We start from the raw sequence: 25,382 nt of genomic DNA on the forward strand, positions 1-25,382 counted from the left end.
TGCCTGGGACGGACATACGTGATTTACTGGATAGTTCATGATTAATAATTTATTACGCAAAGTGGTCGGCTCCAAGAACGATCGTGAAGTTAAACGCATGCACAAGAGCGTGCATCATATCAACGTTCTGGAAGCTGAACTCGAAGCACTGAGCGATGCCGACTTGCAGGCCAGGACGGGGGAGCTGCGCAAACGATTGGATAATGGCGAACCACTGGATTCGTTGCTTCCGGCTGCCTTTGCCATCGTACGTGAAGCCAGTAAACGTGTGATGGGAATGCGTCACTTCGATGTGCAGATGATCGGTGGCATGACCCTGAACAAGGGACGTATTGCAGAGATGAAAACCGGGGAAGGCAAGACCCTGGTGGCCACATTGGCGGTATATCTCAATGCATTGCCCGGAAAAGGCGTGCATGTAGTGACCGTAAACGACTACCTGGCCCGGCGTGATGCTGAATGGATGCGTCCCCTGTACGAGTTCCTGGGGCTCTCGATCGGCGTTATCTTTTCCGGCCAGAACGGTGATGAAAAGCGCCATGCTTATCGGTGCGATATTACCTACGGCACCAATAACGAATTCGGCTTCGATTATCTGCGCGACAACATGGCGTTTTCCCTGGAAGACAAGGTTCAGCGTGGCCTGCATTATGCCATTGTCGATGAAGTGGATTCCATTCTGATCGATGAAGCGCGCACCCCCTTGATCATTTCCGGTGCCGTGGATGAGAACACCGAGCTTTACAAGGTGGCTGACCGGCTAGCGCTGGAACTGGAAAAAGGCGAGGAAATAGAAGGCGACGAGCCAACCGTGGTGGGCGACTTTCTGCTGGATGAAAAGCAGAAGCAGGTCGAGCTCACCGAGGAAGGCCACAACAAGGTAGAAGACTTGATGCGCGCCGAGAAGTTACTCGGCGAAGACGAGTCGCTTTATGCCGCTCAGAACCTGAACTTGTTGCAGCACATCCATTCCGCACTGCGTGCCCGTCATCTTTATCATCGTGATGTGGACTACATAGTCACTGAAGGTCAGGTGGTGATCGTCGATGAACATACCGGCCGCAGCATGCCGGGACGTCGTTGGTCCGAAGGCTTGCACCAGGCAGTGGAGGCCAAGGAAGGCGTCACCGTCCAGCGCGAAAGCCAGACACTGGCTTCCACCACCTTCCAGAATTACTTCCGGCTTTACGAAAAACTGGCCGGTATGACCGGGACGGCGGATACCGAAGCGTTCGAGTTTCGTCAGATCTACGGTCTGGATGTGATCGTCATTCCCACCAACCGGCCGCTGACGCGTAAAGACCTCAATGATCTCGTGTTCTTGAGCGCTGAAGAAAAGTACGAAGCCATCATAAAGGATGTAAAGACCGAAACCGAAGGGGGTCGCCCGGTTCTGGTGGGTACTGCGTCCATCGAGACCTCTGAATACCTGGCTCGTTTGATGAAAGAAGCGGGTATTCCGTTCAATGTGCTCAACGCCAAACAGCACCAGAGCGAAGCCGAAATTATTGCCCAGGCCGGTCGGCCGGGCGCGGTGACCATTGCCACCAACATGGCCGGCCGTGGTACGGATATCGTGCTCGGGGGTAACTGGGAAGCTGAAGTTGCCAAACTGGACAACCCCACCCAGGCACAAATCGACTCGCTCAAGGCTGAATGGCAGGCGCGCCATGAGGCAGTATTGGCGGCGGGCGGCTTGCACGTGGTGGGTTCGGAACGCCATGAATCACGGCGTATCGATAACCAGTTGCGCGGCCGTGCCGGGCGTCAGGGTGATCCAGGCTCGACACGCTTTTTCCTGTCGCTGGAAGATAGCCTGATGCGGCTGTTCGGCTCGGATCGCGTCAAGCGCTTGATGCAGGCGATGGGCCTTGAGCGCGGTGAAGCCATCGAACATAAAATGGTCTCCAACGCGGTGGAGCGGGCGCAAAAGAAAGTCGAAGGACGTAACTTCGATATTCGCAAGCAATTGCTGGAATACGATGATGTGGCCAACGACCAGCGCCGTGTCATCTACGAACAGCGCAACGAAATCCTCGCTTCCGACGATGTTTCCGAAGCCGTGAAGGGCATCCGTGAAGAAGTCATGGAAGCTGCCATCAGCGATTTCGTGCCGCCGCAGAGTCTGGCCGAGCAGTGGGATCTAGCCGGGCTCGAAGCCTATCTCAAGAGTGAATTTAACCTGGATGCGCCGGTAGTGGAGTGGGCGAAAGAGGATGACCGTTTCCACGAAGAGCAGCTGCGTGAGCGCTTGCAAACCATGCACCGTGAAGCGTATCAGGCCAAAATCGATTCGGCGGGTGAAACGCTGATTCGCCGCTTCGAAAAGCAGGTCATGTTGCAAGTGCTGGATACGCGCTGGAAGGAACACCTGCAGTCGATGGATCACTTGCGTCGCGGGATCCATCTGCGCGGCTACGCCCAGAAGAACCCCAAGCAGGAATACAAGCGCGAATCCTTTGAACTGTTTCAACATTTGCTGACCAACATCAAGGTGGATATCACGCGTATCCTCAGCCATGTGCAAGTGCGCCAGCCGGAAGAGGTCGAAGCTATTGAGCGCCAGCGCCGTGAGGCGTTGGCACGCGAACAGGCGACCGCCGATAGCCGCCACGACGACCCGAACGCCACTCAAGAGAGTGGCGAAGCACAGCCTGCGCGTGAAACGGCGGGGGTTGATGCGCGTCCTGTGCGCCGTGAAGGTCCCAAAGTGGGGCGAAATGACCCCTGTGTGTGCGGTTCCGGTAAAAAATATAAGCAGTGTTGCGGTAAGTTGAGCTGATTGACGGCGTTATAAGCCGAGCTGCCAAATCTTGAGGAGAAACGTTCATGGCTGTGGGTAACGCTGATTTTCCCGATATGCCACCCCTGCAAGGGGTGCGCCTGGGGACCACAATGGCGGGTATCAAGAAAGCCGGACGGCGCGATCTGGTGGTCATTGAACTACCGGATAACGCCAAGGTGGCCGCTGTCTTCACGCGCAACGCCTTTTGTGCGGCCCCGGTCACGGTGGCGCGTGAACACCTTGCTGCTTGCCAAGCCACGAGCAAGGCACCACGCTACCTGTTGATCAATACCGGCAATGCCAATGCCGGCACCGGTGAGACTGGGTTATGCGATGCCCGCGCTAGCTGTGCCGAACTTGCCCGCCTAGCCGGTGTGGCCAGCGAAAGTGTGTTGCCGTTTTCCACTGGTGTGATCGGGGAGCCGTTGCCCATGGAGCGCCTACTGGCGGGGTTGCCGGCGGCGCTGGATGCCTGTGATAGTGCCGGCGCAGCCTGGCAGTTGGCCGGCGAGGGAATACTGACCACCGATACGCGCCCCAAAGGGGCAAGCCAGACAGTGGCTATCGGTGAACATCAGGTAACCATCAACGGCATTACCAAAGGCTCGGGCATGATCAAGCCGAACATGGCCACCATGCTGGGCTTTGTGGTGACCGACGCGGCCATCGAGCGGCCTTTGCTTGAGCAATTGCTTAAAGAAGCCGTCGATCGCTCGTTCAATTGCATCACGGTGGATAGCGACACCTCCACCAACGATGCCTGCCTGCTGGTGGCCACGGGCACCGGCGCCGCGGTGGTCACCGAGGAACAGGTGGCCGTCTTTCGCAACGCCCTGCAGCGAGTGATGACCGAGCTTGCCCAGGCGATCATCCGTGACGCCGAAGGCGCGACCAAATTCGTGACCCTGCAGGTAACTAATGCGGCCAGCCGCGAAGAAGCGCTGGAGGTTGCGTTTACCGTGGCTCATTCGCCGCTGGTCAAAACGGCGCTATACGCCAGTGATGCCAACTGGGGGCGCATTCTGGCGGCGGTAGGTCGGGCCGAGGTCAGCAATTTCGATGTCAGCCGAGTGGTGATCAATCTGGGTAACGTCCATCTGGTGGAAAATGGCGGTCGTGCCGAGGGCTACACCGAGGCGGCGGGCAGCGAGGTGATGGCCCGGGATGAAATCACCATTCATATCGGCCTGGGGCGTGGGGAAGAGGCCGCCACGGTGTGGACCTCGGACCTCTCGCATGACTATGTTTCAATCAATGCCGATTACCGTAGCTGACCTGCTTCGGCGGTGAGGCCGTCCAGGTTTACGTTAAAAAGTGGACAACACAGAATGAATGCAATGGTAAAACGACGGGTACACGTAGCAGCAGCCGCAATTGTTAGCGCCGATAAAAAACAGGTGCTTATCGCTCGCCGTCCTTCCAGTGTCGACCATGGCGGGTTATGGGAATTTCCCGGTGGCAAGCTGGCGCCCTATGAAACCGGGCTGGAAGGACTGAAGCGGGAGCTACATGAAGAGTTAGGTGTGGAGATCGTTCGCGCTCAGCCACTGATCCGTGTACACCATGAATATCCGGATAAGCATATCCTGCTGGATGTATGGCAGGTACATGAGTTCTCCGGAGAGCCTTTCGGTCGCGAAGGCCAGGCAGTACGCTGGGTGGCCATGCATGAGTTGGCCAACTATCCATTTCCCGCCGCCAACTTGCCGATTCTCCAGGCCGTCAAGCTGCCCACCGAATACCTGATCACCGCGGAGGAGGATGATGAGGCGCTGTTCGACAAGCGTCTGGAGCGAGCCCTGCGGGAGGACCAGGTACGCCTGGTGCAGTTGCGCGACAAGCATTTAAGTCGAGAGGCTTACCTGGCGCGAGCGGAACGCGCGCTTGCGTTGTGCAAGGCCTACGAGGCGCGCTTGTTGCTCAATGGCGAACCTGATCTGCTCGACGACGTGGATGCTGACGGCATTCACCTCACCAGTGAGCGTTTGATGTCACTGGAGCGTCGCCCGATTGCCGACGATAAATTGCTCGCTGCTTCGACACATGATCGTGAGCAATTGCGTCAAGCGGTGGTGTTGGGTAGCAATTTCGTCACGCTTTCGCCGTTGCGTACGACACCTTCCCACCCGGAAGTGGCTCCCATGGGTTGGCACGATTTCCAGCAGCTGGTCGAACGCGCCGGTATGCCGGTGTTCGCTCTCGGCGGCATGACGCGCTTCGATGCTCACCACGCTCGCGCCGTTGGCGCCCAGGGTATTGCCTCGATTCGTGACTTTTGGAAGTAGCTTCTGGAAGTAAGCGACACGCAAACACCCCGCCAGCAACGCTGGCGGGGTGTTTTGTTTTTCTCGGAGCGGTTTTTCGCGGAGCTTTTTTGCCTGAAATGGCTTAATCGCGGTAGCGTCGGCTCAGGTCCGCATAAGCATCCACGCGCCGGTCTCTCAGGTACGGCCAGATGCGCCGGACTTCTTCACTGCGCGCCAGGTCGACTTCGACTAACAGGCGTTCCGGCCCTTCTCCGGCATGCGCCAACAGCTCCCCCTGGGGGCCGCTGATGAAGCTGCCTCCCCAGAAATCTATCCCTTCTCCGACCGCTGATTGGTCGCGCTCATGGCCGGTACGGTTGGCGACCACCACGGGCACCCCGTTAGCCACCGCATGAGAGCGTTGGATCAATGTCCAGGCGTCTTTCTGGCGGTGTTTCTCTGCCGTGTCGTCGCTCGGGCTCCAGCCGATGGCGGTTGGATAAAGCAGCAGCTCGGCACCGGCGAGGGCCATCAAGCGGGCGGCTTCCGGGTACCATTGGTCCCAGCACACCAGTACCCCTAAGCGCCCCACAGAGGTGTCGATAGGGGTGAAACCTTGATGACGTGCGGCATCCACATCGCCCGGCGTAAAATAGAATTTTTCGTAAAAGCCCGGATCGTCGGGGATGTGCATCTTGCGATAATGCCCGACACGCCCCCGGTCACGGTCGTAGACCACGGCGGTGTTGTGATACAGCCCAGCCGCACGGCGCTCGAACAGCGACCCCACTAGAACGATATTCAGCTCCTGGGCCAGACGTGCCAAGAATTGCCCGGAAGGGCCATCCAGGGGCTCGGCCAGGTCAAACAAGGCGGGATCTTCGTACTGGCAGAAATAATGCGTTGTGTGTAGTTCCTGCAGCAGTACAAGCTCGGCGCCTTGGGCGGCAAGCTCACGGATGCCCGCTTCACTTTTCGCCAGGCTTTTAGCCTTGTCCGGCCAAGCAGGTTGCTGAACCAGGCCGACGTTGAGTGTTTTCGCCATGAATGAACTCCTTGGTGGGCAATCTCAGGTAAGAGGGAGCGGGCCTTCGACCAACGTTCCTTGAGGGAGTTGCATGGTCAGGCAATGCAGGCTGCCATGCTGACGGATGACGCTAGTGCAGTCGATCGGAATGATGTCACGCTCGGGAAATGCCGGGGCCAATGCCTTGAGGGCCGCGAAGTCGGCCGGGTCGGCATAGGTGGGCACCAGAACGGCGCCATTGATGATCAGGAAGTTGGCATAGGTGGCGGGTAGGCGATGGCCATCCTCAGGGTCGAAACATGCCTGGGGCCAAGGCAGGGGAATCAGGCGGTAAGGCTTGCCATCGACCTGACGAAAAGCCTGTAATTCGGCTTCCATGGCTTTTAACGCCGGATAATGGGCATCATCGGGGTCGTCGCATTGCACATAGGCGATGGTTGTCGGGTCGCAAAAACGTGCCAAGGTATCCACGTGACTGTCGGTATCATCGCCTTCCAGATGCCCATGGCTCAGCCATAGAACACGCTGAATCCCCAATTCCCGACCAAGCCTGGCTTCGATGGCGGCGCGGTCGAGTTGCGGGTTACGGTTGGGGTTGAGCAGACAGGCCTCGGTCGTCAAGAGGGTGCCCTGACCATCGGTTTCCAGAGCGCCGCCTTCAAGGATCAGCTCGCGTCGCTCCACTGGGCAGGCGAATACACCCGCCTTGGCCAGTTGCCCGGTCAGGCGGTTGTCATGCTCGGCGGGAAACTTGCCGCCCCAGCCGGTAAAGGTGTAATCCAGCAGCAGCAGGCCATCCTCATGAGCGACCGCCAAAGGGCCGTGATCCCGCGCCCAAGTGTCGTCGGTTTCGGCCACGACGAGTTGCAGGCGCTCGGCCGGTATGCAATAAGCCTCAAAGGTTTTTTCCAGGCGCTGGCGGGTGGCGTCATCGGGAGCACTTATCAGCACTTTCTGCTTGCGGCTGATCGCCAGCGTCATGCGTTCCAGTGTCGCTTCGATACGGGCCAATAGCGTGGCCCAGTCGCCGTCGGGGCGTGGCCAGGTGAGTTGCACGCCGTCTTGCGGGTGCCATTCGGGAAGCAAGCGATAGGTCATGATGTTCCGTACTCAGGAAAACGCCGTCCGGCGATCAGGGAACCCTCGCGCCAGGCAGGGATCGAAAACCGGCGCAATGTATGTGCTGTGCCGGTGAGTTGCAAGTAAATCCCCCGCCAACTCTCGCTATTTCTCATGCAGGCCATATCAAAAAAACGTACCATGACCGCTCGTTGACAAGGAATGACCTCCATGCTTGATCGTTTACCTTTTCTGGTTGGGTTGCGCTATGTGCGAGCCGAACGCCGGAACCATTTTATTTCGTTTATTTCCCTGACGTCCATGCTGGGTTTGATGCTGGGCGTGGCGGTATTGATACTGGTGTTGTCGGTCATGAACGGCTTCGACCATGAACTGCGTACCCGCATTCTGGGGATGGTACCGCATGCCAAGATAGAAGCCCGCGACGGCCTGGTCGAGTGGGAATCGCTTGCCGAGCGTCTGGTACAGCGTGAGCGGGTGATCGGCGCTGCCCCCTTTATCGAACAGCAGGGCATGTTCTCGATGGGGGGTCGCAATGAAGGCGTCATGGCCTACGGCATCCATCCCGACTGGGAGGATCAGGTCTCGATCATCGGTCAGCACATGCTTGAAGGTGATTTGAGCGACCTGGTGCCGGGAGAATGGAATGTGGTGCTGGGCGCCATGCTGGCCCGCAACCTGGGGGTGGGTGTCGGTGATAGAGTGACCTTGTTGGTTCCTGAGGCGTCGATCACACCCGCCGGCGTCTTTCCACGCCTCAAACGCTTTACCGTGAGCGGCATTTTCAGCGTGGGAGCGGAGCTGGACGCCAACCTGGCCTATGCCCATCTCGAAGACATGCAGACGCTTGCGCGTATGGGCGATGCGGTGGATGGGGTGCGCCTGGAGCTGGATGATCTGTTCGCTGCCGGTAGCGTAACCCGAGCCATTATCAATGAGCTGGGACCCAACTACCGCGGCAGCGACTGGACGTTTTCCCATGGCAACCTCTTCCAGGCCATCCAGATGGAAAAGCGCATGATTGCGTTACTGTTGACCGTGATCATTGCCGTCGCCGCCTTCAATATCGTTTCCACCTTGGTGATGGTGGTGACCGATAAACGCGCTGATATCGCCATTTTACGCACCATCGGGGCCACACCGCGTTCGATCATGGGTATTTTCATTGTCCAAGGTCTGGCGATCGGGGTGATCGGCATTGCGGTGGGAGTGACGCTGGGGGTGGTTCTGGCGTGGACGATTTCCGATTTGATCGGCTGGGTGGAAAGTACCTTGGGTATTCAGTTCCTGGATGCCGGCGTGTATTTCATCAGTGATCTGCCGTCACGCCTGCACTGGGCGGATGTCCGCGATATCGTGTTGGCGGCCTTTGGCCTGACCTTCCTTTCCACCCTGTATCCGGCCTGGCGCGCAGCACGTGTTCAGCCGGCCGATGTTCTGCGCTATGAGTGAGGGTTCCATGACTCAGCCAACTACCGCCACGCCGACGGCCGCTGCGCCAAGTGCTTCCAGTCAGCCGGGCATCATGCTGGACTGCCAGGGTTTGACGCGTATCTACCATGAAGGGCCTCAGGATATTACCGTGCTGGATGGGCTTGATCTTCAAGTGCACGCCGGCGAGCGTGTCGCCATTGTGGGAAGCTCCGGTTCGGGCAAGACCACGCTGCTTAATTTGCTGGGCGGCCTTGATCGGCCCAGCGCCGGTCGTGTGATGATTGGCGGTGAACCCTTGGACAAACTGAAGGAGGCGGCTTTAGGCCGTTTTCGCAATCGCTATATCGGTTTCGTCTATCAGTTTCACCATCTGCTGGCGGAGTTTACCGCTGTGGAAAATGCCGCCTTGCCGTTGATTGTGCGAGGCCTGCGTAAAAAAGACGCCGAAAAGCGCGCCATGGCAATACTCGAACGAGTGGGGATGCAGGCGCGCGCCGAGCACAAGCCGGGTGAGCTTTCCGGCGGTGAGCGTCAACGTGTAGCAATTGCCCGTGCCTTGGTCACCGACCCGAGCCTAATGCTTATGGATGAGCCTACCGGCAACCTGGATCAGACCACAGCGTCAAGTATTCTGGCGATGATGGACGAGTTGGCCCGTGAAAGTGCCTGTGCTTTCGTGATCGTCACCCATGACGTCAGCTTGGCGGCGCATCAGGATCGAGTGCTCAAGCTCGATGGTGGAAAGCTGGTGGAAGAAATCGGTTAATCGTCGAATTCCGATTCGATGCACGCTCGACGTTGCTGGCGCTTCAGCCGGCGACGTTTCCAATGCTGCGTGACATGCCAGCGCCAGATCAGGCGTATGCTGACGTTGGCGGCCACGGCCAATAGCAGGGCGGTGGCTACCGAACCCAGCAGGAGTGCAGGCATGATGTCGGCCATCTGCTCGGCAATCCATTGAGTCGATACACGACTGGGCGCCTCTCGCGGCGGAGTATCGAGTAACCAGGCTCCCAGACGATAGTTGCCGAAAAAAATCAGCGGCATGGTCAGGGGGTTGGTGATCCATACCAGCCCCACGGAAAGTGCCAGATTGCAGCGACTCCACCTTGCACCCAATGCGGCCACCACCATCTGGAAGGGAATGGGCAGCATTGCGCAGAACAACCCGACGCTGAATGCATTGGCCACGCTGCGTCGCGAGAGCACCCAAAGCGCTGGATCGGCAATCAACGGCGCCATGAAGCGCAGCGAACGTTGGCGGCTGAGCGTGTCGGGTCGGGGCATGTAGCGCTGCAGGAACCGGCGCGGCATGTCAGTTACTCGCGTAGGGTGGTGGGAGCCATTATCCATATAAGGTAGGGCAACCGCCATGGATGGGATTTAACCTAGCCAGGATGCCAGGGAGGGCATATGTATATTGGATTGGCGTTGCCCCTCGCGCTGGCGGTTTTGGTAGGCAGCTGGCTAGCTTCATGGGGCAATGCCTATTGGGCACCGCCGGCACTTGTCACCGCTTTAGGGGGTGCGGCATTGGGTGTGGTTGCTTGGCGCCCGCGTAGCGGGTGGATACTGGTTATCGCAGGATTGGTGTTCGTGAGCGTTCAATCTCAGCGTGCGGGTACCTTGGCAGCTGGGCTAAGTGGCGAGAGCCTGATGGTTGACGCTCGGATATTGGCGGTCACGCCGCAACCCCGGCATTCTCGACTATTGCTGGCCGTCGAACACTGCCAGGCACCCGCCGAACGACCCGGTTGCGAGCACTTGCGCAAGATCAGGGTCAGCGCCTATGCCATGCCCGAGATCCGGGCGGGAGAACGCTGGCGCATGACGGTGCGTTTGCGCCCACCTCGAGGGTTTCGCAACCCCCATACCTTCGATTATGCCGACTGGCTTCGGCGCGAGGGCATACAGGCCACCGGCTATCTACGTGCCGAACCAGCGCCACAACGCCTTGAAACCGCCTCTTTCTCTTTACGTCGCTACGCCCTGCAGTATCTCGATGCTCAACCCTTGCCGGAGCGCACGCGTCGCTGGCTGGCTGCCTTGACCTTGGGCGAAAGCGAGCGCTTGAACACCGCCGACTGGGCACTGCTCAATGCCAGCGGCACCACGCATCTTGTGGTGGTTTCAGGCTTGCATGTCGGCTTGGTTGCAGCCTTCGTGCTGTTGTTGGGGCGGGGTGCGGCCCGCATGATATCGCCACTTCGCTGGCGCATGCAGGCCTGGCCCTGGTGGTTGGCGGCATTCGCTGCGGTAAGCTATGCCCTGCTGGCGGGCATGGCGCCGCCCGCCATGCGTGCCATGGTCATGACGCTAGTGGCATTATGGGTCGCCAGGGGACGTCATGCACCAGGGCCGTGGCAAGGCTGGTGGTTGGCATTGGCGCTCGTGGTGCTGGTCGACCCCTTGTCGCTATGGCGCCCAGGGTTATGGCTCTCATTTCTTGCCGTCGCCTGGCTGATCATGATCTGGCAAGGGCGTACTCGGCCGCGTGGGCTTCGAGGCTGGCTATGGGGACTCACGCGAACTCAACTGTTGCTGGCTCCGCTGATGGCTGCTGCGGTATTGCTGGCCTTTGCCCGCCTGGCACCGGCAGCGCCGCTGGTCAATTTGATTGCGGTGCCCTGGGTCAGCATGGTGCTGGTGCCCACGGCATTGCTGGGCTGGTTGCTGATGCCGATTCCGGGCCTGGGACAGCTGTGTTGGTGGTTGTTCGATCAAGGCTTGTCGGTATTGATCAGCTGGCTTTCCCTGGCAACTTATCTATTACCGTTATGGGTGCCCTCTCATGAAACAGTCACGCTGCTGGCATGGGGGCTGGCCTTGCTGGCACTGTGCTGGGGCTTGCCCGGGTTACCGTCCTGGTTGCGGCTGGGCGTCAGTGCTGCTCTGGTGATGCTGGTGCCGTTGCACAGCCCGTCTCCTTGGCCTGAAGGGCAGCTGCGTGTCACCGTGCATGACGTGGGGCAGGGGCAGTTGATCGAGCTGCGCAGTGCAGGCTATCGCCTGCTGTATGATACTGGCCCGCGATTTCGTTCAGGCTTCATGCCGCTTACCACCTTGTGGCCACCGGGGCAGCACTTTGACAGAGTGATCGTAAGCCATGCCGATAACGATCACGCCGGTGGCGTTGCCGCCTTGTCCGACGATCATCGAGTGGCAGACTTTCTGGCGCCGCAAGGCGAAACCATCGATGTGGATGCCGACGCTTGCATGAGAGGAAAAGCCTGGCAGCGTGATGGTGTGACGTACCGCTTGCTATGGCCGCCTCGGGCAGGCAATGACTTCTCATCCAATGATCGCTCCTGTGTGCTGGAAGTCAGCGTGGGTACGCATCGGTTGCTGATCACCGGCGATGTGACCGCCTCAATCGAACGTCGCTTCTTGCTCAAGCTCGGCGGCAAGGTGGATATCCTGCTGGCCGGCCATCATGGCAGCCGCTCAAGTTCCGGGGTGCAATTCGTGCGAGAGGTGTCGCCCGGGCATGTGATGTTCAGTGCCGGCCGCGACAATGCCTTCCAACATCCGGTGGATGAGGTGGTAAGACGCTTTTGGCATCAGGGGAGTTGCCTGTGGAGTACTGCGCAGGATGGCGCCTTGCGAGTATGGCTGGGTGGCGACGAAAAGCTTGAGGTCACGCCGATGCGCGATGTGCCCGGCAGGGCAGGGCGGTGTTGATGGAAGACGCCATGAGGTAGAATCGCGCGCAATGAACATCAAATGTCGGGAGCCTATGTGACTCACCAATCTGGTTGGACACTCTACAAACGCCTGCTGAGCTATGTGAAGCCGCATTGGCGTGCATTTGCGCTGGCCATTGTGGGGTACGTCATCTATGCCGGTTCCTCGACGGCCCTGGCGGAAATGATGAAGCGCCTGATTGACGGCATCCAGAATCCCGATGCCGGTTTTCGCCTGTTCCTGCCGCTGTTCGTGATAGGGATGTTCGCTGCGCGGGGCCTGGGCACCTTCCTGGGTACCTATTTCATGACCTCGGTGGCGCGGCATGTGATTCATGCGCTGCGTTGCAATGTTTTCGACCACTTGTTGCATCTGCCCGGCGATTTCTTCGACCAGCATTCCAGCGGTCATCTGGTTTCAAGAGTTACCTATCATGTGGAGCAGGTGGCCGGTGCCGCGACCAAGGCCGTCACCATCATATTGCGCGAAGGGTTGTTCGTCCTGGGGTTGCTGGCGTATCTGCTCTGGACGAACTGGATGTTGACGCTGTTGTTCGTGGCGGTAACCCCGCTTATCGGTGGCGTGGTCAGGTACGCCAGCAAGCGCTTTCGGCGTATTTCCCGGCGCATCCAGCACACCATGGGCGATGTGACGCATGTGGCTTCCGAAGCCCTTTCGGGATATCGGGTGGTGCGCACCCATGGTGCGGAAGCCTACGAAAAACAACGCTTTGCTCGCGTTAGTGAAGAAAATCGTCGCCAGAGCATGAAAGAGGCCATGACCAAGGCCACCAGTACGCCGGTCATCCAGCTACTGGTCGCGCTATCTTTGGCCCTGCTGGTGTGGGTGGCAATGGCACCGAGCTTGCTGGATAACATGACGCCGGGAGAGTTCGTAGCGTTCATTACCGCTGCCGCCCTGATGGCCAAACCGATACGTCAGCTCACCGAAGTCAACAGCGAAATCCAGAAGGGGATTGCCGCGGCGGACGAGTTGTTCGGTCTGCTAGGCATAATGCCGGAGCAGGACGAGGGCGATTACGTCGTTGAGCGGCTGCAAGGAAACCTGGTGCTCAAGGACGTCGGCTTTCGTTATGCCGAAGAGAAACCCGAGGTGCTCAATCACATCGACCTTGAAGTGAAATCGGGGGAGATGATCGCCATCGTCGGACGTTCCGGCAGTGGCAAGTCCACCTTGGTGAGTTTGCTGCCGCGCTTTTATCGGCCCAGCCAGGGCGATATCTACCTGGATGGTGTCGCATTGAACCGCTATCGCCTGGGGCCATTGCGCCGGCAGATCGCCTTGGTGTCCCAGCAGGTTACCTTGTTCAATGCCTCGGTCGCCGACAACATTGCCTACGGTGTGGAAAATCCCGATCCAGCCGCCATTGAAACAGCGGCACGTGCCGCTTATGCCGACGAATTCATCGAACAGCTGCCGCAGGGCTACGCGACAATCGTAGGGGAAAACGGCGTCATGCTTTCCGGCGGACAACGCCAACGGCTAGCTATCGCTCGGGCGATTTTCAAGGATGCCCCGATCCTGATTCTTGACGAGGCCACTTCAGCGCTGGACACCGAGTCGGAGCGCTATATTCAAAAGGCGCTGGAACAGGTTTGTCGGGGGCGTACTACCCTGGTGATCGCCCATCGCCTGTCAACGATTGAGCGGGCGGATCGCATTGTGGTGATGGAGCAAGGCAAAATTGTCGAACAAGGCTCGCATCATGAATTGTTGGCCAGACAAGGTGCCTATGCGGCGTTGCATCAGTTGCAGTTTCAGGACGTATCGTGAATCTGGCCGAGCGTTGGTTGCAAGCCGCTTATCAGGGGAGTCGCTGGCTGGTGGCGTTGCGCCCCTTGGCCGCTGTATACCGCCAAATTATCGCTCGCCGTGCTCAGGCTTATGCGGTGGGGCGTAAACCCATATGGCGGGCACCGGTACCGGTGATCGTGGTCGGCAATATCACTCTGGGCGGTACCGGCAAGTCACCGCTGGTGGCTTGGCTCGGGCGTTGGTTGACCGAGCAGGGTTACAAGCCGGGCATCGTTTCGCGCGGCTATGGTGGCAAGGCGCCCACCTATCCGCTGGAGGTCATCCCCGATACCTGCGTTAGCCACAGTGGTGATGAGCCATTGATGCTGGCACAGCAAACCGGGCTGCCGGTAGTGGTTGACCCGCAACGCGCCCGCGGTGCTGAATACCTGGTAGAGGCCGGCTGCACTATCATTATCAGTGACGACGGCTTGCAGCATCTGGCGTTGGGGCGGGATATCGAGCTGGTGGTGATCGATGGTGCTCGAGGGCTGGGGAATGGACAATGTCTGCCTGCCGGTCCATTACGAGAGCCGGTGACACGCCTGGCCGGGGTGGACAAGGTCATCATTAACGGTAATCAAGGCGAAGCCGGCCGTAGCAAGATCGACAATGCCCTGGAGGCAAGTGCCCAGCCTGTGACGATGAGTTTGGCGCCGAGTGCCTGGCGCAGGCTCAGTGATGGTAGGCGCCTGCCGTTATCACCGTTACCGTTTGAGTTGCCAGTATATGGGCTTGCCGGCATCGGCAATCCGCAGCGATTTTTCTCTACTCTGGAAGCCTTGGGTATAGAGGGCAGTTGGCACCCGTTGGGGGATCATCACCGTTTCAGTGCAGCTGACTTTGACTTCGGTGAGCCGCGGCCGGTGGTGATTACCGCCAAGGATGCGGTCAAATGTCATGATGTGGCTGGTTCCGAGACCTGGGTGCTGGAAGTCGAAGCGGTACTTCCGGCAGATTTTGAACATTGGCTGGCAGCGCGACTGCTGAGTATTACCTGAACTGGAGAATCACCGATGGATAAGGAACTGCTGGCGATGCTGGTTTGCCCTCTCTGCAAGGGTAAGCTGAAATACGATCGCGAAGCTCGCGAATTGCGCTGTCATTATGACGGTCTGGCCTATCCCATTCGGGACGACATTCCGGTCATGCTGCCGGAAGAGGCGCGTGTGATGGATGTCGATGAAAAGCTGCATACCTCCCCGGGACGTACAGGAGAGGCGTGATGGCCCAGGCGGATTTTATTGCCGTAGTGCCGGCGCGCTATGCTTCCACTCGGTTGCCGGGCAAGCCGCTACTGCAAATTGCCGGTGAACCCATGGTGGCGCATGTATGGCGGCGTGCCTGTGAAAGCGCCGCCAGCCGCGTGGTAGTGGCCACCGACGATGCACGCATTGAGCAAGTAATGCGCGCTTATGGGGCCGAAGTTGTGATGACGCGCGCGGATCATCCTTCAGGTACGGACCGGCTGGCTGAAGTTGCCGCTACGCTGGGGTTGGCCGATGAGGCCTTGCTGGTCAATGTGCAGGGTGACGAGCCATTGATTCCCCCTGCTCTGATCAACCAGGTCGCGGCCCGTCTGGCGGATGACGACGCGGCTTCCATTGCCACGCTTGCCGAACCCATCAGCGATATCGACACGCTATTCAATCCCAATGTGGTGAAAGTGGTGCGCGCCCTCAGCGGACGGGCACTGTATTTCTCCCGAGCCCCAATACCCTGGGATAGACAGCATTTCCAGGCTCGCCCCGAGCTTTTAAAGACCGATGCCTGGCTGCGCCATATCGGGCTCTATGCCTATCGTGCCGGGTTTCTGCGCGATTACCTTGACTGGCCGTCGGCGCCGCTGGAGCAGCTGGAGCAGTTGGAGCAACTGCGGGCGCTTCATCACGGTCATGGCATTCAGGTGGCGCTGGCCTGTGAGGTGAATCCCGCCGGTGTCGATACCGCCGAAGATCTGGTGCGGGTAAGAGCCTTGCTGGAAACATCATCCTCTTATGGAAGGCCCCTATGACTAGGCGTCTTATTTATCATGAGCGTTAACGTGCGTCAGCGAGTTTGCCTGGCACAGGCCAATACCTTGCAACTGCCCTGTGTGGCGGAGTATTTCGCTGCCCCACAAACGCTCAGCCAGCTTCGCCAGCACTTGGCGCAGGCAAGAAAAGCTGGCCAGCCGGTCAGGGTATTAGGTGACGGTAGCAATGTATTGCTTCCCGAGTTTCTTCCCGGCCTGACGGTTGCCCCGGCGATGCAACAGTGGTGGTTGGAGACCGGGGAAGACGAGGTTTATCTGCATGTAGGTGCCGGAGTTGCCTGGCATCCGCTAGTGATGGAAATGGCGGCACGAGGATTGTGGGGTATCGAAAACCTAGCGCTTATTCCCGGGCGCTGCGGGGCTTCCCCGATCCAGAATATCGGCGCCTATGGCGTCGAGTTGGCGGATGTGCTCGAAACCGTTCAAGTCATGGATATCCGCAGCGGAAAGTTGAGCTGGCTGACCCATGCGCAATGTGAGTTCGGCTATCGTGACAGCATTTTCAAGCGTGCCTTGGCTAACCGGGTGGTGATTACCCGGCTGATTGTGCGGTTGTCCCGCACACCGTCCCCTCGGCTGGGCTATGGCGATCTGGCGGCATGCCTGGGAATGCAACCTACGGCATTGGAGGTGGCTCAGGCGGTGAGTGATATTCGTCGCGAAAAGCTACCCGACCCTCAAGCGCTTGCCAATGCCGGCAGCTTTTTCAAGAACCCCTTGGTGAGTGCCGGGCAGGCCAAGTGCCTGCGTGCCAAGTACCCGTCATTACCTTGCTTTCCTCAAGCGGATGGACGCGTCAAACTGGCTGCCGGCTGGCTGATCGAGCAGTGCGGCTTGAAAGGCAGGCGCAGCGGGGCGTTCGGTGTGCATGAACGCCAAGCCTTGGTATTGGTACATTTTGGCGGAGGAACTCGCAAGGAGTTGCTTGAAGTGGCCGCCTGGGTGAGCGGTGAGGTGGAGGCAACTTTCGACGTCGCGCTTGAGCCGGAGCCACGCTTTATCGGTTGATGTCTTGTTGAACAATACCGTAAGAGTGATACAAAAGAGCCCGCAAGCAGTGCTTGCGGGCTCTTTTTCTTTCTCTTGCTGGGTATTCTAACTATTCAGCTGAATCATGCCTAGTCAGACGACCCTTCCTGCTGTTGGCTGCGCTGTACGCGCGGGTCGTTATGCGCACGCCGGCGACGGCGAGGCGGCTTGCTTTCAGTGGGCTGAGTCATTTCGCCAGACTCTATGTTGGTGCCGGCTTCGGCCTTTTCCTCCGCAGGCTTTTCCACTTCGGCAGTGGGTGCAGCTTCTGATGTTTCCTGAGTTGGCGACTGCTTAGCCTCGGCACTTTCAGGAATAGTCATTTTAGCCGCCGGTGTTTCAGTCTTGGCAACGGTCTCTTCAGGAACGGCCTCTTCAGGCATCTTTTCAGCAACAGATTCTTCCGGTGCCACTTTTTCGCCAGCTGGCGCCAGCTGGTCGGCAGAAGGCTCTTCAGTCCTTTGCTCTGAGTTTTTTTCTGGCTCAGGTTCAGACGTTTTTGGAGCGTCAGCAACCGGCGCAGGTTCCGGCGCTACTTCTGGCTTCTCGCTAACCGATTCCGGTTCAGCTGTTTCGGCAACCGGCTCAGGAACTGTCTTAACCGCTTCTTCTGCGGCTTCGGTAGTTTCTGAGGGTGCTTGCGACGCCTCGACTGCGGTTTCACTTGGCTTTGCTTCGTGCTGGGGCTCGGATGCTTCTACGGGCGTTTGCACCTCGGGCCCAGCGCTTTTCGCAGCCTCGGTTTCAATGCTGGCTTCAGCGTTGGTTTCAGTGTTGGTTTCAACTTCGGTTTTGGTTTCCGTTTCAACCTCGGTTTCAGCCTGGGGTGCCGTTTTGGGCTGGGTGTCCCCGGCGGCTTTCTCGGCTGTTGCCGGTTGCGGGGTTACAGCTGCTGCGGGTTCAGCCGGGGCGCTTTCCGTTGCCGGACTTGCTGCGGCTGCCTTGGCAGCTTCCGCAACGGCCTGAGCCTGAAGTTTTTGCTGTTCGCTTTCAGCTTCAGGGCTAATGGCGTGCTTGCGCGTACGATTACGTGGGTTGTTGCGGGTACGCTTGGGCTTGTCATCGACCTGCTTGTCATCGGCTTGCTTGGCTTTCGGCTCCGGCTTCGGCTGTTGCGTCTGAGTCGCCTGAGCATCGGCCGCTGCAGCCTGGGGCTCGTTTTTGCCGCCGCGTGCACTTTTGTCCCGTCCAGCACTGTCCTTGGAGGTATCACGACCAGGCGCTGCACGAGACGTTTCACCACGTGCACTGTCACGCCGTGAGGTATCACGCTCCTTGGGAGCGTCGCTCTCTTTGCGCACACTCTTGGGCGTGGCGTCCTGAGCCGCTTTGGGTTCTTCCTGGCGTTGCTGGCGCGCGCGGTTGTTACGTGTCCGGGCCGGACCGCTTCGCTCATCGCTGGTTGGCTTGTCAACGCGCGCTGCAGGTTGGCGCTGTTCGCGGCTGGCCGGTTGAGCCTTGGCATTGCGCTGGGTGCCCTCGCGTGAGCGCTCGGCGGGCTTCTGGGTACGCTGACGGTCTTGTTTGGCAGCGCTCTCCTGAGGAGCGGAAACGTCGGTTTCTTCGCTACCCAGGAATTTTGCCATTCCCCGAATCAAGCGGCTGAGAACGCCGGGAGAGGCTTCGTCGCGAGATGCGGGTGTGGATGGTGCGCTAGGCGCAGGGGTTCGCGACCTGCTGGGCGTGGCTACCGGAGGAGTCGGTTCCGGGGCTGGAGCCGGGGCTGGAGCCGGGGCTGGAGCCGGTGTTGGAGCCGGTGGATGATCCTTTTGCAGGGACGTCGGGGCGGGGGCACTATGCACCACACTTTTGACGGCTGCTTCGTCACGCATGGCCGGCGGGGTAAAGCCGGGGTCCGGCTCCTTGCCGACTTCGGTGTCCGTGGAAAGCTCGAAGCTTGACAGGGAAGCGCCTTCTTCGTCCATGTGATCATCGCGCAGACGTTGGACGTCGTAGTGCGGGGTGTCCATATCCGGGTTGGGCAGCAGCAAAACGCGCACGTCCTGACGTGCTTCGATATCCGCCAGAACGCTGCGTTTTTCGTTGAGCAGGTAGGTCGCTACCGGGACCGGCAGGATGGCGCGGATCTGGGCGCTACGCTCTTTCATGGCTTCTTCTTCGATCAAGCGCATGATCGAAAGCGACAATGAGCGCACGTCGCGGATGGTGCCCTGGCCGTTACAGCGTGGGCAGACCACACCGCTGGTTTCACCCAGAGAAGGCCGCAGGCGTTGACGCGACATTTCCATCAGGCCGAAACGTGAGATGCGTCCGATCTGAACCCGGGCGCGATCCAGCTTCAATGCATCGCGCATGCGATTTTCAACTTCGCGCTGGTTACGCGCCGGCCCCATGTCGATGAAGTCGATCACTACCAGGCCGCCGATATCACGCAAACGTAGCTGGCGGGCGATCTCGTCGGCCGCTTCGGAGTTGGTCTGAAGGGCGGTTTCTTCGATGTCACTGCCGCGAGTGGCGCGCGCCGAGTTGATGTCGATGGAGACCAACGCTTCGGTATGGTCGATCACGATCGAACCACCGGAAGGCAGCTTGACTTCACGCTGGTAGGCGGTCTCGATCTGGGATTCGATCTGAAAGCGCGAAAACAGCGGTACTTCGTCGACGTACAGCTTGATCTTTTGTTGATAGGAGGGCATTACCTGGCGAATGAACGCCAAGGCCTCCGCGTGTACTTCGGGGCTGTCGATCAGGACTTCGCCAATATCCTGGCGCAGGTAGTCGCGCATGGCGCGAATGATGACATTGGATTCCCGATAAATCAGGAAAGGTGCCGAGCGCTTGCTGGCTTCAGCGGTGACCGAATCCCATACCTGGGACAGGTAATCGAGATCCCACTGCAGCTCTTCGGGACTTCTACCGATACCGGCGGTGCGTACGATCAGGCCCATCTTGTCGGGCACGGCCAGATCGCCCATGGCTTCCTTGAGTTGAGCCCGCTCTTCCCCTTCAATACGCCGCGAGATACCGCCGGCGCGAGGGTTGTTGGGCATCAATACCAGAAAGCGCCCAGCCAGGCTGATGAAGGTGGTCAGGGCGGCGCCCTTGTTGCCGCGCTCTTCCTTGTCTACCTGAACGGTAACTTCCTGGCCTTCCTTGAGGACTTCCTTGATGCTGGGTCGGCCGGAAACATCCTTGAGGAAGTATTCGCGGGAAATTTCCTTGAGGGGCAAAAAGCCGTGACGCTCCGCACCGAAGTCGACAAAGGCGGCTTCAAGAGAAGGTTCTACCCGGGTAATCTTGCCACGATAGATATTGGCTTTTTTCTGTTCCCGCGCCCCGGATTCGATGTCCAGGTCGTATAGGCGTTGACCATCGACAAGCGCGACGCGCAGCTCTTCGGGCTGGGTCGCATTGATAAGCATCCGTTTCATGTTGTCTCGCATGACGTTACGTGTCGGCAGGTGCTTCCATACCGGTCATGTGTACCTGTATAGAAGAGGCCGCGCAGACGAGTCGCTGGATGCTATGTGCTTGTACTGTCATGTCGCAGATGCAAAAGCATCCGACAGTGAAGAGACATGGCGTCTTTTCAGTGCCTGATCATGTTGAGTACATGGCAAAGGCAGGACATGTTTCGGTGGGTGTCACGCCCATCCGGCCCTGCTGACTCCGCCCACACCTGGCATTCAACAACTCGCCAACGCCGGCCACCGGCACGATGTTGAGTGTGTCACCTGGCACGGACATCACCTTGTGACGTGAAGGTGGCGCCGTTCCGGGCGTTGCGTTAATCAATGACCGAGACGTTGTCAGGGTCACATAAACTTGCCGTCTGTCTGTCTTCGCTGAATCTGTTGACAGCGGGGATGGCGACATGACGGCAGACTTTACTGCATTTCGTGCTGTGTATTTTTCTATAATATACTGACACCAACGTTTGGATTACTATCCAATCACGTTGTTATCCAATGCTGCTATCCAATTACTCTTGCTCCGGCCTGCGTGTTGGTCGGGCAGGCGCGTTCTCCAGCGATGGTTTTACAACTAGCATCGCATGGAGTTAAAGCGGTTTGGAATATAACAGTAAAGCCTGTCACCAGCAATTGACGCATTACGTCGGGCACTACGTTAGAATGCCGTTTTCAGCGTTGAAGCAGGAGAGTTCGGCATGGCCGAAGGGCGTGAAGTGCAGTGGGTGGAAATCGCCCCGGAACAGGCGGGTCAACGCATTGATAATTTCTTGCTGACGCGTCTGAAAGGGGCGCCACGTGCCCTGATTTATCGGATTGTGCGTAAAGGCGAAGTGCGAGTTAACAAAAAGCGCATCAAGGCTGACTATCGGTTGGTAGCGGGTGATCTATTGCGCATTCCGCCCTTGCGTCTGGCGCCTCGGGAGGCGGTAAAGGAAGTCAGTGACAATCTGCGAGACCTTCTCGTGGGCAGTGTGATCATGGAAGGTCCGCAGTGGATGGTGCTCAATAAGCCTTCGGGTCTTGCCGTGCACGGTGGCAGTGGAGTCAAAATCGGTTTGATTGAAGCCTTGCGCCAGGTGCGCGACGATCTGGATTTTCTGGAGTTGGTGCATCGTCTGGACCGAGATACCTCGGGATGCCTGCTATTGGCCAAGTCGCGCGACGCTCTATTGACGCTCAATGAAGCGTTGAAAAAGCATGCCATGGACAAGCGTTATCTTGCCCTGGTTGCAGGGCGCTGGCCGGCGCGCAAGAGTTATGTCAGCGGGCGTCTGGAACGTTTTGAATTGGGTAATGGCGAACGCCGAGTGCGTGTCGACCCCGAGGGCAAGGTGGCGCGCACCCACTTTGCCGTGGTGGAAACCTTCGAAAATGCCACCTTGGTGGAAGTGGAGCCGGTGACGGGGCGTACCCACCAGATTCGAGTGCATGCCGCTCACGCTGGCTACCCCTTGTTGGGGGACAGCAAGTACGGCGTTCGGGGCAGTGAGCAAATAGCCGCGCGACTGGGAGTGGACCGCTTGTTCCTGCATGCGCGTTCCTTGACCTTTCCTGAGCCCAATAATGGACGCCCGGTCACTGTGAAGGCGCCATTGCCTGAGGTGCTGGAATCGGTTCTGGCACGGGCACGCGGCAAGCAAAGGATCTGATATGCGCTACGAACTGATCATCTTCGACTGGGACGGTACCCTGATGGATTCGGTGCCGCGTATTGTTTCCTGCATGCAGGCCGCTGCGCTTGAAGCCGAGTGGGGCGAGTTGGAAAGTGCGGCGGTGCGCGACATCATCGGCCTGGGTCTGCCGGAAGCGATTGCGATTCTATGCCCGGGCATTCAGGCTGCGCAAGCGCAACGTCTTCATGAACGTTATGCGCAACATTTCGTTGAACTCGATACGACCCCCATGGCGTTTTTCGACGGCGTGGCGACCGGAGTCGCGCGGCTTCGCAAGCGCCAGCAGCAGCGTTTGGCCGTGGCCACGGGCAAGAGCCGGCGCGGGCTTGACCGGATATTTACCGAGACCGCCAGCGGAGGCTGGTTTCATGGGAGCCGCACGGCGGATAAAACCCGTTCCAAGCCACATCCGCAAATGCTCGAAGAGCTCCTCGATGAGTTGGCGGTTCCGGTGGAGCGTGCGGTGATGGTCGGCGATACTGAATATGATCTGGAAATGGCGCGAGCCATGGGAATGGATCGTGTCGCCGTCACTTACGGGGTGCATGCGCCGGAACGTTTGGCCGTCAGTCGTCCGGTATATGTGGCGGAAAATGTGGGTGAGCTGTTCGATTGGCTGCATGGCTGATGCCGGCCCGTTTCCTCTGATTCGATAAGGATATTTCATGAGCGACGATACCTCGACCGTAGGCGATGCCCGTAACCGTAAAGACACCGACCGCGCAACAGAGATGGACGATGGCAATGAAGATCCGTGGACTGAAGGCCCTCAGGTTTCGCTGAAAAACTCGCGCAAGGGAAAATCAGGCAAGTCCGATGAGGCGACCGGTTTTCCTGGCGATGACGCTGAAACGCTGCGTGAGCGCCAGCGTCTGGCTCAGTTGGGTATGCTCGACCATTGGATTGGAGGCGTGCTCGCCGAGCAGCGACGCAGTCGCCGCTGGAAGTTGTTTTTTCGTTTCTTGTTGGTCGCGTTGGTCGCAGCCCTGTTGTTCGCTCCCTTTTACCGCTTTTTTTGGGAAGGGCCGGGAGGCGCGGAATTCGGTCGCGACCATTTGGGCGTGGTGGAGATCCAGGGGGTCATTGCCAGAGATTCACCGGCCAGTGCCGAGCGCATCATCGAAGGGATGACGCGTGCCTGGGAGGCGGAAAATAGCGTTGCGGTAATATTGCATATCGATAGCCCGGGAGGCAGCCCTGTGCAGTCTCAGCGTGTCTACGCTGAAGTGATGCGGCTGCGTGAGGCGGGAGACAAGCCGATCATGGCGGTCATCGAGGATATCGGGGCCAGTGGCGGTTATTATATTGCCTCTGCCGCCGATGAAATCGTGGCATCTCCAGCCAGTTTAGTGGGTTCCATCGGCGTAGTTTATTCCGGGTTCGGCTTCGAAGAGGCCATATCCGAGCTGGGTGTCGAGCGTCGCTTGTTGACAGCCGGAGAAAACAAGGGGTTTCTCGACCCTTTTCAGGCGCTCGAGGAAGAAGACAAGCAATTCTGGCAGGCGGTGCTGAATGATACGCACCAGCAATTCATCAATGCCGTTCGCGCCGGCCGCGGTGACCGCTTGAGTGACAACGAGGCGCTGTTCTCCGGCCTGGTCTGGAGCGGCTCTCAGAGCCTCGAATTAGGCCTGATCGATACACTGGCCACCATGGAAGAGGTAGGTCGCCAGCTTTTGCCTGAGCCCCAGTGGGTGGATTATACGCCTCAGCTTGACCCCTTCGAGCGTTTCACGCGTGGCTTTACCCGCACTGCCGCCCAAGTGCTGGGGCTGGAAGTATCCGCGTCACCGTTACGCTTTCAAGCCCGTTAAAACCTCAGGGATCATCTGCGCCAAGGGGGTCGAGCCCGGCTTGGCGCAGCATGTCGCATAGTGCGATCAACGGCAGGCCGACTAATGCATTGGGGTCGCGCCCTTCCAGCTTTTCAAACAGAGCGATGCCCAGTCCTTCCATGCGAAAACTGCCGGCGCTATCCAGGGGCTGTTCTTTCTCGACATAACGCTGAATCTCAGCCTCTGTGAGGCTGCGAAACACCACCTCGAATGGCTCGACATGTACCTGATGGCGTGAGTGGCGCGTATCCAGCAGCGCCAGTCCCGTGAGAAACGTCACCCTTTGACCGGAAAAGCGCGCCAGGTTGTTTCGGGCGCGTTGCTTGGTGTGCGGTTTGCCCAGAATCTCGCCCTCGAACACCGCGACTTGGTCAGAGCCGATGATGCAATGCGCGGGATAGCGTTCGGCAACAGCATGCGCTTTGCTCATTGCCAGGCGGTGGACGAGTGCCCGTGGCGTTTCCCCTGGATGGGGCGTTTCGTCGATATCAGGGCTATGGCACTGATAAGGTAGCCGCAGGCGATCGAGTAAGCCGCGTCGCCAGGGCGAACTGGAGGCGAGTACCAGGGGTGGATTGGGCAAGGGCTGGGTGAAAGACAAGGCGAACCTCCTGAGAATAAAAGGATAGCGTCAAGCGCATCAGGATAAGGGGCGAGGCGAATTGGCGATAGTCTATCTCAAGATTTGTCCGCGATGGCTTTGACAGGGGAAGGGTGAGTGCCTATCATTGCGCGCCTATGTTGACCTCACAACTCCCCAGCCGGGTTGAGCCTTATAAGCTTGCAGCCCGCCGCGAACGACTGGAAGGCAGCGTGGCAATGAATCAGTTGCCACGTCTTGCCGATGAAGTCGGCCCTCAAACCGGCGACTGTCATGTCGTACTGGAATTTGGTGCTGATGCCCAGGGACGCCGCGAAATACGTGGACACCTTCAAGCGACGCTGGCATTGCCTTGCCGCCGTTGCATGGAGCCTATGGCCCAAGCGGTCGAAAGTGACTTCCTGTTGGGGATGGTGACCAGCGATACGCTTGCTGCTGACTTGCCTGCCAGTCACGAACCAGTGCTGGTGGAAAACGAACAGCTGGACCTGCTGACGGTAATCGAGGATGAACTTATCCTCAGTTTGCCGCAGGTGGTTTATCACGATGAGGCTGATTGTCATGTCTCGGCGGAGCAGTTGGTCAGCAAAACGGACAGCGAAGTGGCGAAGCCGGCTGCCGAAAATCCATTTGCGGTACTCAAAGCCTTGAAAGACAAGAACTTGAAAGGCAAGAAGTAACGCATTTTTACGCTATATATCTTG

At 58.7% G+C, this 25,382-nt stretch carries 20 protein-coding genes; 15 read left to right on the forward strand and 5 right to left on the reverse strand.

Annotated elements, in window-relative coordinates; all coding sequences use genetic code 11:
• The first annotated feature begins 37 nt into the window (after positions 1-37).
• The 3 genes from secA to LG290_RS05940 are packed head-to-tail and all read left to right on the forward strand — an operon-like array spanning position 38 to position 5,070.
• Entirely contained in the window at positions 38-2,782 is a 2,745-nt protein-coding gene (gene secA, locus LG290_RS05930) for a preprotein translocase subunit SecA (RefSeq protein ID WP_160417035.1), read from the forward strand.
• Between the two features lie 47 nt (positions 2,783-2,829).
• Entirely contained in the window at positions 2,830-4,059 is a 1,230-nt protein-coding gene (gene argJ / locus LG290_RS05935) for a bifunctional glutamate N-acetyltransferase/amino-acid acetyltransferase ArgJ (RefSeq protein ID WP_499836632.1), read from the forward strand.
• A gap of 54 nt (positions 4,060-4,113) precedes the next feature.
• Complete coding sequence (locus LG290_RS05940; protein ID WP_227842045.1) at positions 4,114-5,070, forward strand: Nudix family hydrolase; 957 nt, start codon at positions 4,114-4,116, stop codon at positions 5,068-5,070.
• Positions 5,071-5,173: 103 nt separating this feature from the next.
• On the opposite strand, the gene LG290_RS05945 is transcribed toward LG290_RS05940, so the two are convergent.
• Together LG290_RS05945 and LG290_RS05950 are read right to left on the reverse strand one after the other, a co-directional pair.
• A complete protein-coding gene (locus LG290_RS05945) occupies positions 5,174-6,076 on the reverse strand; it encodes a carbon-nitrogen hydrolase (RefSeq protein WP_499836633.1) in 903 nt (300 codons plus the stop codon).
• A 24-nt stretch (positions 6,077-6,100) separates the two neighbouring features.
• Positions 6,101-7,156 (reverse strand): agmatine deiminase family protein, encoded by a 1,056-nt coding sequence (locus LG290_RS05950; RefSeq protein WP_499836634.1) that lies wholly within the window; start codon positions 7,154-7,156, stop codon positions 6,101-6,103.
• 192 nt (positions 7,157-7,348) lie between these two features.
• Here LG290_RS05950 and LG290_RS05955 point away from each other — a divergent pair, with 192 nt between their 5' ends.
• Both LG290_RS05955 and LG290_RS05960 read left to right on the forward strand, forming a co-directional pair.
• Positions 7,349-8,590 carry a lipoprotein-releasing ABC transporter permease subunit gene (locus LG290_RS05955; RefSeq protein WP_499836636.1) on the forward strand — a complete coding sequence of 414 codons (1,242 nt, stop codon included), beginning with the start codon at positions 7,349-7,351 and terminating at the stop codon, positions 8,588-8,590.
• Between the two features lie 7 nt (positions 8,591-8,597).
• Positions 8,598-9,338, forward strand: coding sequence for an ABC transporter ATP-binding protein (locus tag LG290_RS05960; protein ID WP_499836637.1), 741 nt, complete (start codon positions 8,598-8,600; stop codon positions 9,336-9,338).
• Here LG290_RS05960 and LG290_RS05965 read toward each other — a convergent pair.
• Positions 9,335-9,886 (reverse strand): DUF2062 domain-containing protein, encoded by a 552-nt coding sequence (locus LG290_RS05965; protein ID WP_499836638.1) that lies wholly within the window; start codon positions 9,884-9,886, stop codon positions 9,335-9,337. The two genes, LG290_RS05960 and LG290_RS05965, sit on opposite strands and share 4 nt — an antisense overlap.
• Positions 9,887-9,985: 99 nt before the next feature.
• Here LG290_RS05965 and LG290_RS05970 point away from each other — a divergent pair, with 99 nt between their 5' ends.
• Genes LG290_RS05970 through murB form a run of 6 tightly spaced genes read left to right on the forward strand, consistent with a single transcriptional unit; the run spans position 9,986 to position 17,114 of the window.
• Positions 9,986-12,253, forward strand: a complete 2,268-nt coding sequence (locus tag LG290_RS05970) for a DNA internalization-related competence protein ComEC/Rec2 (protein WP_499836639.1) — start codon at positions 9,986-9,988, stop codon at positions 12,251-12,253.
• A 57-nt stretch (positions 12,254-12,310) separates the two neighbouring features.
• The gene (msbA, locus tag LG290_RS05975; protein WP_499836640.1) at positions 12,311-14,050 is read left to right on the forward strand and encodes a lipid A export permease/ATP-binding protein MsbA; all 1,740 of its coding nucleotides are present in this window, start codon (positions 12,311-12,313) and stop codon (positions 14,048-14,050) included.
• Positions 14,047-15,072: a tetraacyldisaccharide 4'-kinase gene (lpxK, locus tag LG290_RS05980; RefSeq protein ID WP_499836641.1), complete on the forward strand. Its 1,026-nt coding sequence runs from the start codon at positions 14,047-14,049 to the stop codon at positions 15,070-15,072. Before msbA ends, lpxK begins: the two co-directional genes overlap by 4 nt.
• Positions 15,073-15,087: 15 nt before the next feature.
• Positions 15,088-15,297 carry a Trm112 family protein gene (locus LG290_RS05985; protein ID WP_114488064.1) on the forward strand — a complete coding sequence of 70 codons (210 nt, stop codon included), beginning with the start codon at positions 15,088-15,090 and terminating at the stop codon, positions 15,295-15,297.
• Positions 15,297-16,085, forward strand: coding sequence for a 3-deoxy-manno-octulosonate cytidylyltransferase (gene kdsB / locus LG290_RS05990; protein ID WP_499836642.1), 789 nt, complete (start codon positions 15,297-15,299; stop codon positions 16,083-16,085). Before LG290_RS05985 ends, kdsB begins: the two co-directional genes overlap by 1 nt.
• Positions 16,086-16,103: 18 nt before the next feature.
• Positions 16,104-17,114, forward strand: coding sequence for a UDP-N-acetylmuramate dehydrogenase (murB, locus tag LG290_RS05995; protein ID WP_499836643.1), 1,011 nt, complete (start codon positions 16,104-16,106; stop codon positions 17,112-17,114).
• 110 nt (positions 17,115-17,224) lie between these two features.
• Here the strand turns inward: murB and rne are convergent, their stop codons facing one another.
• Entirely contained in the window at positions 17,225-20,527 is a 3,303-nt protein-coding gene (rne, locus tag LG290_RS06000; RefSeq protein ID WP_499836644.1) for a ribonuclease E, read from the reverse strand.
• A gap of 737 nt (positions 20,528-21,264) precedes the next feature.
• On the opposite strand from rne, the gene LG290_RS06005 reads away from it, so the two are divergent.
• Genes LG290_RS06005 through sppA form a run of 3 tightly spaced genes read left to right on the forward strand, consistent with a single transcriptional unit; the run spans position 21,265 to position 24,056 of the window.
• Positions 21,265-22,218, forward strand: a complete 954-nt coding sequence (locus tag LG290_RS06005; RefSeq protein ID WP_499836645.1) for an RluA family pseudouridine synthase — start codon at positions 21,265-21,267, stop codon at positions 22,216-22,218.
• Between the two features lies 1 nt (position 22,219).
• Entirely contained in the window at positions 22,220-22,870 is a 651-nt protein-coding gene (locus LG290_RS06010) for an HAD-IA family hydrolase (RefSeq protein ID WP_499836646.1), read from the forward strand.
• Positions 22,871-22,907: 37 nt separating this feature from the next.
• Entirely contained in the window at positions 22,908-24,056 is a 1,149-nt protein-coding gene (sppA, locus tag LG290_RS06015; protein ID WP_499836647.1) for a signal peptide peptidase SppA, read from the forward strand.
• 4 nt (positions 24,057-24,060) lie between these two features.
• Here the strand turns inward: sppA and LG290_RS06020 are convergent, their stop codons facing one another.
• Complete coding sequence (locus LG290_RS06020; protein ID WP_499836649.1) at positions 24,061-24,678, reverse strand: Maf family protein; 618 nt, start codon at positions 24,676-24,678, stop codon at positions 24,061-24,063.
• 137 nt (positions 24,679-24,815) lie between these two features.
• Here LG290_RS06020 and LG290_RS06025 point away from each other — a divergent pair, with 137 nt between their 5' ends.
• Positions 24,816-25,358 (forward strand): YceD family protein, encoded by a 543-nt coding sequence (locus LG290_RS06025; RefSeq protein WP_160417020.1) that lies wholly within the window; start codon positions 24,816-24,818, stop codon positions 25,356-25,358.
• The last annotated feature ends 24 nt before the right edge of the window (positions 25,359-25,382 follow it).

It is taken from the genome of Halomonas sediminis (assembly GCF_044871105.1).
In the GTDB taxonomy this organism is placed as follows: domain Bacteria; phylum Pseudomonadota; class Gammaproteobacteria; order Pseudomonadales; family Halomonadaceae; genus Vreelandella; species Vreelandella zhuhanensis.

Excerpts from the sequence above, each read along its gene's own strand:
- LG290_RS06005 (WP_499836645.1), top strand. The coding sequence starts at position 21,265 with ATGGCCGAAGGGCGTGAAGTGCAGTGGGTGGAAATCGCCCCGGAACAG.
- kdsB (WP_499836642.1), top strand. The coding sequence starts at position 15,297 with ATGGCCCAGGCGGATTTTATTGCCGTAGTGCCGGCGCGCTATGCTTCC.
- LG290_RS05960 (WP_499836637.1), top strand. The coding sequence starts at position 8,598 with ATGACTCAGCCAACTACCGCCACGCCGACGGCCGCTGCGCCAAGTGCT.
- argJ (WP_499836632.1), top strand. The coding sequence starts at position 2,830 with ATGGCTGTGGGTAACGCTGATTTTCCCGATATGCCACCCCTGCAAGGG.
- LG290_RS05985 (WP_114488064.1), top strand. The coding sequence starts at position 15,088 with ATGGATAAGGAACTGCTGGCGATGCTGGTTTGCCCTCTCTGCAAGGGT.
- sppA (WP_499836647.1), top strand. The coding sequence starts at position 22,908 with ATGAGCGACGATACCTCGACCGTAGGCGATGCCCGTAACCGTAAAGAC.
- secA (WP_160417035.1), top strand. The coding sequence starts at position 38 with ATGATTAATAATTTATTACGCAAAGTGGTCGGCTCCAAGAACGATCGT.
- LG290_RS05965 (WP_499836638.1), bottom strand. The coding sequence starts at position 9,886 with ATGCCGCGCCGGTTCCTGCAGCGCTACATGCCCCGACCCGACACGCTC.
- LG290_RS05945 (WP_499836633.1), bottom strand. The coding sequence starts at position 6,076 with ATGGCGAAAACACTCAACGTCGGCCTGGTTCAGCAACCTGCTTGGCCG.
- LG290_RS05955 (WP_499836636.1), top strand. The coding sequence starts at position 7,349 with ATGCTTGATCGTTTACCTTTTCTGGTTGGGTTGCGCTATGTGCGAGCC.
- LG290_RS06025 (WP_160417020.1), top strand. The coding sequence starts at position 24,816 with ATGTTGACCTCACAACTCCCCAGCCGGGTTGAGCCTTATAAGCTTGCA.
- LG290_RS05950 (WP_499836634.1), bottom strand. The coding sequence starts at position 7,156 with ATGACCTATCGCTTGCTTCCCGAATGGCACCCGCAAGACGGCGTGCAA.
- murB (WP_499836643.1), top strand. The coding sequence starts at position 16,104 with ATGAGCGTTAACGTGCGTCAGCGAGTTTGCCTGGCACAGGCCAATACC.
- LG290_RS05940 (WP_227842045.1), top strand. The coding sequence starts at position 4,114 with ATGAATGCAATGGTAAAACGACGGGTACACGTAGCAGCAGCCGCAATT.
- rne (WP_499836644.1), bottom strand. The coding sequence starts at position 20,527 with ATGAAACGGATGCTTATCAATGCGACCCAGCCCGAAGAGCTGCGCGTC.
- LG290_RS06010 (WP_499836646.1), top strand. The coding sequence starts at position 22,220 with ATGCGCTACGAACTGATCATCTTCGACTGGGACGGTACCCTGATGGAT.
- LG290_RS05970 (WP_499836639.1), top strand. The coding sequence starts at position 9,986 with ATGTATATTGGATTGGCGTTGCCCCTCGCGCTGGCGGTTTTGGTAGGC.